The sequence below is a fragment of the Mycobacterium sp. 1081908.1 genome, assembly GCF_001673535.1.
GTDB lineage: Bacteria > Actinomycetota > Actinomycetes > Mycobacteriales > Mycobacteriaceae > Mycobacterium.
In genome coordinates this window covers 18,617-27,067 of the sequence record NZ_LZLY01000075.1, presented here as the reverse complement: position 1 = coordinate 27,067, position 8,451 = coordinate 18,617, and the positions used below count along the sequence as shown (strand labels likewise).

Here is an 8,451-nt window from a genome sequence, read left to right as displayed (position 1 = left end):
TGGTGGCGGCAGCGCGCTGACGAATTCGGCTTCGCCGCCGTCGCGGTCGAAGTCGATCAGCCCGGCGCCCCGCCGTGCACCAGGACCTCCTCCCCCGGTTGGACCGCGGCCTGGTCGACCAGGGCCTGCAGCGCGGTCAGCCCGGCCAGCGGCAGCGCGGCGGCCTCGACGTGCGACACGGTCGACGGTTTGGCGGCCAGGTCGGCCGCCGGCGCGCTGACGAATTCGGCCGCGCCGCCGTCGCGGTCGAAGTCGATCAGCCCGTACACCTCGTCGCCGGCGGTGAAATCGGCCACCCCCGAGCCGGTTTCGGCGACGACGCCGGACACCTCGTGCGACGGGATCACCGGGGTCCGGTCGGCGCCGCCGCGGGTCCACGTCTCCTCCCACGCCAGCTCGTCGAACGTGATGGCCGCCGCGTGAACCGCGATCAACACCTCGCCGGCCGCGGGAACCGGAATCGGCGCGCGCTCGACGACCAGCACCTCCGGGCCGCCCCGGCGGTGCGCGCGCAGCGCGGTCATCTCGGTCACGGCAGCCGCCAATCGATCGGGTCGGCGCCCATTCCCACCAGCAGCTCGTTGGCGCGGCTGAACGGGCGCGAGCCGAAGAAGCCGCGAGACGCCGACAGCGGCGAGGGATGCGGCGACTCGATCGCCACGCAATTGCCTTCGGCCAGAATGGGTTTCAGTGTTGACGCGTCGCGGCCCCACAGGATGGCCACCAGCGGCAGGGATCGCTCGGCCAGCGCGCGAATCGCGCACTCGGTCACCGCCTCCCACCCCTTGCCCCGGTGCGACGCCGGGTTGTTGGGCCGCACCGTGAGCACCCTGTTCAGCAGCATCACGCCGCGCTGCGCCCAGGGCGTCAGGTCGCCGCACGCCGGCTGGGGGTGGCCCAGGTCGGCGGCGTACTCGTCGAAGATGTTGGCCAGGCTGCGGGGCAGCGGTCGCACGTCGGGCGCCACCGAGAAGCTCAGGCCCACGGCGTGCCCGGGCGTCGGGTAGGGGTCCTGCCCGACGATCAGCACCTTGACGTCATCGAACGGATAGGTGAAGGCGCGCAACACGTTTGGCCCGGCCGGCAGGTACCGGCGACCCGCGGCGATCTCGGCCCGCAGGAACTCCCCCATCTGGGCGACCTGGTCGGTGACGGGCTTGAGCGCAGTGGCCCAGCCCGGTTCGACGAGCTCGCTCAGCGGGCGCGCGGTCATTGCAGTCCCTGCACGAGCAGCACCAGCGTGTCGGCGCCCGCGCGCCGGTCCGTCGCGATCTCCTCGTATTCGGGCGATCGCACGAAGGCGTAAAACGCCGCCTCGTCGGGAAAGGACATCAGCACCACCTTCTCGCGGTCCCACTTCCCCTCCGCGACCTTCGGCGACTCGTCGGCGGCCAGCAGCGTTCCCGGGTGACGACGGAAGACCTCCATGAACCTCGCCTGGTACCGGTCGTAGGCCGCCCGGTCGGTGAATTTCAGCTGAGCGATGGCGTAGACGGTCACCCTCATATTTAAAGCCACGCTAATACGACTGCCACCCCGCGTACCCGCTCCACTCCGAGCCGTCGACGAGCACCCGGGCCGGCCCGTCGAGCGCGCGGCCGATGACGCGCCAGCCGGCGGGCGCCGGACCGGCGAAACAGGCCGCCAGGGCGTGGTCCTCCCCGCCGGAGAGCACCCACGCCAGGGGGTCGGCGCCGACGGCGTCACCGGCGGCGGCCAGCGCGTCGCGGTCGGCGCCCAGCGCGGCGGTAGACAAATCGATGCCCACGCCGGAGGCCTCGGCGACGTGCCGCAGATCGGCGATCAGGCCGTCGGACACGTCGATCATCGCCGTCGCGCCGGCGGCCGCGGCCACGGCGCCCTGCCCATAGGGCGGCTCCGGCACCAGGTGGCAACGCCGCAGTTCGTCGAAATCCTCAATGCCGTTCTGCCACAACGAATACCCGGCGGCGGAGCGGCCCAGCCGACCGGCGACGGCGATCACCGAGCCCGCCTTCGCCCCGGACCGCAGCACGGGCGCGCGGCCCTCGAGGTCACCCAGCACCGTCACCGAGACCACCCATTGCGGGCAGCTGACCAGGTCGCCGCCGGCGACGCCGGCGCCGATCCGGCCCGCCTCGTCCCACATCCCGTCGACCAGCGCATCCACCTGGGCGGCCGGCGTGTCGCCGGGCGCCGCGAAGCCGACCACGAAGGCCGTGGCCCGCCCGCCCATCGCCTCGATGTCGGCGGCGTTCTGGGCGATCGCCTTGCGCCCGACGTCGCGGGGTGTGGACCAATCCAGCCGAAAGTGCCGGTCCTGCACCAGCACATCGGTCGAGACCAGGGTGCGCCCGTCGCCCGCCGACACCAGCGCCGCGTCGTCGCCCGGCCCGAGAATTACCGCGTCGGGTTGCCGGCGGCCACGCACCGCCCGATCGATGACGGCGAACTCACCGAGCCGCGCCAGCGTGGGGGACTCCCCCGATGCTCCGAACTCAGAGTCCACGCACGCCATCCTCCTCCGGCCTCCTGCGATCGCCCCGACCTGCGGTAAGTTGGATCTCTGCCCGATCGCGCCAGTGTAAGAGAAGGAGGTGCGCGGGCGGTGAAAGCCGACCCCGATACCCGTTCCGGCGCCGACACCGGACCGCCGCGCGCCGTGATGATCGCGGCGATCGCGCTGGCCGTCGTGGCGATCGGGGTGATCCTGGCCATCGCGGCGACGCGCCAGGCGCCGCCGCAACCGGTGGCCGTCGCCGCGTTCCCCGCGCCACAGGCGGCGAGCGCCGCGTGCCGGGCGCTGGCCGACGCGCTGCCGCAGCGCCTCGGCGACTATCAGCGCGCGCCGCTGGCGCAGCCGGCGCCCGAAGGCGCGGCGGCGTGGCGGACCTCGCCCGACAGCCGGCCGGTGGTGTTGCGCTGCGGGCTCGACCGCCCCGCCGAGTTCGTGGTGGGGTCCCCGATCCAGGTCGTCGATCGGGTGCAGTGGTTCGAGGTGGCCGCCGGCCAGCAATCCGCGGGTGAGGCCGCCAGGGCCACCTGGTACACGGTCGACCGGCCGGTGTACGTGGCGCTCACGCTGCCCGCGGGGTCGGGACCGACGCCCATCCAGCAGCTTTCCGACGCGATCGACCACACCATGGCGGCCGTGCCGATCGACCCGGCGCCCGCGCACTAGTTAGCGCAGGCCCACGCCCCGCGCCAACGCCGTCTCCACCATGAGCGCGAGCAGGGTGGGATAGTCGACCCCGCTGGCCGCCCACATCCTCGGGTACATCGAGGTGGTCGTGAAGCCCGGCATCGTGTTGATCTCGTTGATGATCGGCCCGTTTTCGGTGAGGAAGAAGTCGACCCGGGCCAGACCCTGGCAGTCGATGGCCTTGAACGCCCGGATCGCCAATTGCCGCACCGCATCGGCGATCTCGTCCTCGACCTTCGCGGGCACGTCCAATTCGGCCGCGTCCTCGAGGTATTTCGTCGCGAAGTCGTAGAACGAGTCTTCGCGGCCCCGCACCCCGGCCACCCGGATCTCGCCCACGGTGCTGGCTTGCACTGTGCCGTCGGGCATTTCGAGGACGCCGCACTCCAGCTCGCGACCGTTGATGGCCGCCTCGACGATCACCTTCGGGTCGTGCCGGCGGGCGTTCGCGACCGCGGCGTGCAGCTCGTCCCAACTCGTGACCCGGCCGACGCCGATCGAGGAGCCGCCCCGCGCGGGCTTGACGAACACCGGCAGGTCCAGGCGCTCGCGCTCGTCGAGGCTCAGCGCCGCCCGCGGCGGGCGCAGCACCGTGTGCGGGCCGACCGGAAGTCCCTCGGCGGCGAGGAGCTTCTTCATGAACTCCTTGTCCATGCCGGCGGCGCTGGCCAGCACCCCGGCGCCGACGTAAGGGACCCCGGCGAGTTCGAGCAGCCCCTGGATCGTGCCGTCCTCGCCGTAGGGGCCGTGCAACACCGGAAACACCACGTCGACCGACGTCAACACGTCACCGGCCCCGGGCGAGAGCGAAACCAGCTCACCGCCGCGCCCGGGATCCGCCGGCAGGGCCAGCTCGGTGCCCGATTCGGCGGTCACCTCGGGCAACCGCCGATCGGTGATCGCCAGCGCGTCCGGGTCGCCGTCGGTGAGCACCCACGAACCCTGCGGGGTGATGCCGACCGCGACCACCTCGAAACGCTGCGGGTCGAGGTTGCGCAGGATGCTGCCCGCCGACACGCACGAGATCGCGTGCTCGTTGCTGCGCCCGCCGAAGACGACGGCGACGCGCACGCGCTCGCTGGCATTCACAACCTGGAGAGGCTACCGGTTGAAAAGGCCCGGGGTCGGGCGCCGGACCGCCAGCTGGGCTTTCGCCCGCCGGGGCGCCTCACTCGGGCTTGGTGCTGCGGCCCAGCAGCAACGCCATCGCCTCGTCCACCGACAACCCCTTGTGGCAGACCCGGTGCACGGCGTCGGTCAGCGGCATCTCGACGTCGTAACTGGCCGCCAGCGCGAGGACGGCCTCGCACGAGGTCACGCCCTCGACGACGTGCCCCTCCCCGGCCTGCGTGGCCGACTCCATGGTCCCGCCGCGGCCCAGGCATTCGCCGAACGACCGGTTCCGCGAATGCGGCGACGTGCAGGTGGCCACCAAATCTCCGACGCCGGCCAGCCCGGCCAGCGTCGCCCCCTTGGCGCCGAGGGCGATGCCCAGCCGCATGATCTCCGCCAGGCCCCGGGTGATGATCGCCGCCGCGGTGTTTTCGCCGAGCCCGACGCCGGCCGCCATCCCGCAGGCGAGCGCGATGACGTTCTTGCACGCCCCGCCGATCTCGGTGCCGACCACGTCGCTGTTGGTATAAGGACGGAAGTAGCCGCTGTTCAGCATGCGCTGCACGGCAACCGCGCGGCCGGAGTCGCTGCACGCGACGACCGTGGCGGTGGGCTGACACTCGGCGATCTCGCTGGCCAGGTTCGGCCCCGAAATCACCGCGACCTGTGTCGGATCCACGCCGGTCACCGAAACGATCACCTGGCTCATCCGCATGAGCGTGCCCAGTTCGATGCCCTTGGCGAGGCTGACCAGGGTCGCGCCCTCGGCCACCGCCGGCGCCCAGCGCTCGAGGTTGCCGCGCATCGTCTGCGCGGGCACCCCCAGCAGCACCGTCGTCGCGCCGGCCAGCGCCTCGCCCGCGTCGGCGGTGGCGCGGACGCCCGGCGGCAACAGCGTGCCGGGCAGATAGGCGTGGTTGTACCGGGTGGCGTTGATCTCGTCGGCGACGCCGGAGCGCCGCGCCCACAGCGTGACTTCTCCGCCGGCGTCGGCGAGCACCTTGGCCAGCGCCGTCCCCCAGGCACCGGCGCCCATCACCGCGACGGCGCCCTCCGAACCGGCAACCGTGCTGGCCATTTGATCCCCTATCTGTGACGCGATCTGTGACGCGATCTGTGACGCGACGGTGTGCCGTCACGCTACCGTGACGCCGGGCCGCCCGGATCGCGCTGGCAGGATGGCGGGATGAGCGGCACACGGGCCGACGGGGCGGCCGACGGCGCGGGTGACGTCGCATTGATCATCGCCGTCAAGCGGCTGGCCGCCGCGAAGACCCGGCTGTCCCCGGTCTTCTCGGCGCCCACCCGGGAGAAGGTGGTGCTGGCCATGTTGGTCGACACCCTGACCGCCGCGTCGGGCGTCGAGGCGCTGGGCTCCATCACCGTCGTCACGCCCGACGACGCCGCGGCGGCCGCGGCGGCGGAGCTCGGGGCCGGCGTGCTGGCCGACCCGACGCCCGATGGGGACCGCGACCCACTCAACAGCGCGATCGTCGCCGCCGAACGAGCGGTAGCCGGGGCGTTCACCAATATCGTTGTGCTGCAAGGTGATTTGCCCGCGTTGCAGACCCAGGAGCTGGCCCAGGCAATCGCCGCCGCGCGCCAGCACCGGCGCAGCTTCGTCGCCGACCGGTTGGCGACGGGAACCGCCGCGCTCTGCGCGTTCGGCACCTCGCTGAATCCGCAGTTCGGCCCGGATTCGTGCGCGCGGCACCGGCGTTCGGGCGCGATCGAACTCACGGGCGCCTGGCCCGGCCTGCGATGCGATGTCGACACCCCCGCGGACCTGGCGGCCGCGCGCCGCCTCGGAGTCGGGGCGGCGACCGCCCGGGCCATCAAATAGGACGGGCGCGGCATTAGCGAAACACCGCAACAGCAAACCTGTACAGGCGATGAACGGCGCGCCAACTGCGAATGGATGTCCGCCGAGCGCTAGCAGCACCAGCGGGTGATGAGCAATGATCGCAGGGTGACCGAAACCGAAGCCGAGGCACGGCCCGACGAGACCACATGGCATTCCGGCGACGCCAACGTGGCGGCTCCACCCGCGGCCACCCCGGCCGCGATCTCCGGCGAGCTGCCCGAGGACCGCTACCTCAACCGGGAACTGAGCTGGCTGGACTTCAACGCGCGCGTGCTGGCGCTCGCCGCCGATAACTCGCTGCCGCTGCTGGAGCGCGCGAAGTTCCTGGCGATCTTCGCGTCCAATCTCGACGAGTTCTACATGGTGCGGGTGGCCGGCCTCAAGCGCCGAGACGAGATGGGCCTGTCGGTCCGGTCGGCCGACGGTCTGACCCCGCGCGAGCAACTGGCCCGCATCGGCGAGCAGACCCAGCGAATCGCCACCAGGCACGCGCGGGTGTTCCTCGATTCGGTGCGGCCGGCGCTCGCCGAGGAAGGCATCCACATCGTCACGTGGGCCGATTTGGATCAGGCTGAGTGCGACGAATTGTCGACCTATTTCACCGAACAAGTCTTTCCCGTCTTGACGCCGCTGGCCGTCGATCCCGCGCACCCCTTCCCGTTCGTCAGCGGGCTGAGTCTGAACCTGGCGGTCATGGTGCGCCAACCCGAGGATGGTGGCCAGCATTTCGCCCGGGTCAAGGTGCCCAACAACGTCGATCGCTTCGTCGAGCTCGACCCCCGCGGTGCTTCCGACGACGGGCCCGGAATCGTCCGCTATCTGCCGATGGAAGAACTGATCGCGGCCTTCCTGCCCGAACTGTTCCCGGGCATGGAAATCGTTGAGCATCACGCGTTTCGCATCACCCGCAACGCCGACTACGAGGTCGAAGAGGACCGCGACGAGGATCTGCTGCAGGCACTCGAGCGAGAGCTGGCACGCAGGCGGTTCGGTTCGCCGGTGCGGCTCGAGATCGCCGACGACATGACCGAAAGCATGCTGGAACTGCTGCTGCGCGAACTCGATGTGCATCCCGGTGACGTGATCGAAGTGCCTGGCCTCCTCGACCTTTCGTCGTTGTGGCAGATCTACGGGATCGAGCGGCCGGCGCTGAAGGATCCGACATTCGTCCCGGACACCCACCCCGCCTTCGTCGACCGCGAGACCCCTCGGAGCATCTTCGCAACGCTGCGCGAAGGCGATGTGCTGCTTCATCATCCGTACGACTCGTTCTCGACCAGCGTGCAGCGCTTCATCGAGCAGGCCGCCGCCGACCCCAACGTGCTGGCGATCAAGCAGACGCTGTACCGCACCTCCGGTGATTCGCCGATCGTTCGGGCGCTGATCTCCGCGGCCGAGGCCGGAAAGCAGGTGGTGGCCCTGGTGGAGATCAAGGCGCGCTTCGACGAGCAGGCCAACATCCGCTGGGCGCGCACGCTTGAGCAGGCGGGCGTGCACGTGGTCTACGGGTACGTCGGCCTGAAGACACACTGCAAGACCTGCCTCGTGGTGCGCCGCGAAGGGTCGGCGATCCGCCGGTACTGCCACATCGGGACCGGCAACTACAACGGGAAGACGGCGCGCCTCTACGAGGACGTGGGCCTGCTCACGGCCTCCCCCGAAATCGGCGCGGATCTGACCGATCTGTTCAATTCGCTTACCGGGTACTCGCGCAAGGTTTCGTATCGCAATCTCCTGGTCGCCCCGCACGGCATTCGGACGGGCATCATCGAACGCGTCGAGCGCGAGATCGCCGCCCACCGCGAACACGGTGGCGGCCGGATCCGGATGAAGATGAACGCTCTGGTCGACGAGCAGGTGATCGACGCGTTGTACCGCGCGTCGCGCGCGGGCGTTCGGGTCGAGGTGGTGGTGCGCGGCATCTGCGCGCTGCGTCCGGGCGCCGAAGGCTTCTCGGAGAACATCTCGGTCCGTTCGATCCTCGGCCGCTTCCTGGAGCACTCGCGGATCATGCATTTCAACCGCCTCAACGAGTTCTGGATCGGCAGCGCCGACATGATGCACCGCAACCTCGACCGGCGCGTCGAGGCGCTGGTTCAGGTCAAGGATCCGCGGCTCACCGCGTACCTGGACGACTTGTTCGAGTCCGCGCTGGACCCGTCGACCCGGTGCTGGGAGCTGGGCCAGGACGGGCAGTGGACCGCGTCGCCCCAGGAGGGCCGGACGGTGCGCGATCATCAGGAATCGCTGATGGAGCGGCACCGCAGCCCCTGACGCCGTGTGGTAGCTTCCA

Annotated in this window: 8 protein-coding genes and 1 pseudogene; 3 read left to right on the top strand and 6 right to left on the bottom strand. The window is 70.8% G+C overall.

The annotated features are described in order from the left end of the window. Positions 1-59 precede the first annotated feature (59 nt). The 4 genes and pseudogenes from A5655_RS10755 to A5655_RS10740 all read right to left on the bottom strand — a co-directional run. Positions 60-524, bottom strand: a pseudogene (locus tag A5655_RS10755) (alcohol dehydrogenase catalytic domain-containing protein); the annotation flags it as partial. 5 nt (positions 525-529) lie between these two features. Further along, positions 530-1,213: a uracil-DNA glycosylase gene (locus tag A5655_RS10750; protein WP_067009433.1), complete on the bottom strand. Its 684-nt coding sequence runs from the start codon at positions 1,211-1,213 to the stop codon at positions 530-532. Then, positions 1,210-1,500, bottom strand: a complete 291-nt coding sequence (locus tag A5655_RS10745) for a DUF1330 domain-containing protein (protein WP_067009441.1) — start codon at positions 1,498-1,500, stop codon at positions 1,210-1,212. The genes A5655_RS10750 and A5655_RS10745 overlap by 4 nt, the downstream gene beginning before the upstream one ends. 19 nt (positions 1,501-1,519) lie before the next feature. After that, entirely contained in the window at positions 1,520-2,497 is a 978-nt protein-coding gene (locus A5655_RS10740; protein WP_067009421.1) for a thiamine-phosphate kinase, read from the bottom strand. Between the two features lie 147 nt (positions 2,498-2,644). Here A5655_RS10740 and A5655_RS10735 point away from each other — a divergent pair, with 147 nt between their 5' ends. After that, a complete protein-coding gene (locus A5655_RS10735; protein ID WP_082978593.1) occupies positions 2,645-3,160 on the top strand; it encodes a DUF3515 domain-containing protein in 516 nt (171 codons plus the stop codon). On the opposite strand, the gene A5655_RS10730 is transcribed toward A5655_RS10735, so the two are convergent. After that, entirely contained in the window at positions 3,161-4,270 is a 1,110-nt protein-coding gene (locus A5655_RS10730; protein WP_067009415.1) for a D-alanine--D-alanine ligase family protein, read from the bottom strand. A 79-nt stretch (positions 4,271-4,349) separates the two neighbouring features. Continuing rightward, positions 4,350-5,372 carry an NAD(P)H-dependent glycerol-3-phosphate dehydrogenase gene (locus A5655_RS10725; protein WP_067009411.1) on the bottom strand — a complete coding sequence of 341 codons (1,023 nt, stop codon included), beginning with the start codon at positions 5,370-5,372 and terminating at the stop codon, positions 4,350-4,352. A gap of 108 nt (positions 5,373-5,480) precedes the next feature. On the opposite strand from A5655_RS10725, the gene cofC reads away from it, so the two are divergent. Continuing rightward, a complete protein-coding gene (cofC, locus tag A5655_RS10720; RefSeq protein ID WP_067009408.1) occupies positions 5,481-6,137 on the top strand; it encodes a 2-phospho-L-lactate guanylyltransferase in 657 nt (218 codons plus the stop codon). 105 nt (positions 6,138-6,242) lie between these two features. Continuing rightward, positions 6,243-8,432 (top strand): RNA degradosome polyphosphate kinase, encoded by a 2,190-nt coding sequence (locus tag A5655_RS10715; RefSeq protein WP_067009405.1) that lies wholly within the window; start codon positions 6,243-6,245, stop codon positions 8,430-8,432. Positions 8,433-8,451: the final 19 nt, after the last annotated feature.

Coding starts and splice junctions, on each gene's coding strand:
- A5655_RS10735 (WP_082978593.1), top strand. CDS start 2,645: ATGATCGCGGCGATCGCGCTGGCCGTCGTGGCGATCGGGGTGATCCTG.
- cofC (WP_067009408.1), top strand. CDS start 5,481: ATGAGCGGCACACGGGCCGACGGGGCGGCCGACGGCGCGGGTGACGTC.
- A5655_RS10750 (WP_067009433.1), bottom strand. CDS start 1,213: ATGACCGCGCGCCCGCTGAGCGAGCTCGTCGAACCGGGCTGGGCCACT.
- A5655_RS10740 (WP_067009421.1), bottom strand. CDS start 2,497: ATGGCGTGCGTGGACTCTGAGTTCGGAGCATCGGGGGAGTCCCCCACG.
- A5655_RS10725 (WP_067009411.1), bottom strand. CDS start 5,372: ATGGCCAGCACGGTTGCCGGTTCGGAGGGCGCCGTCGCGGTGATGGGC.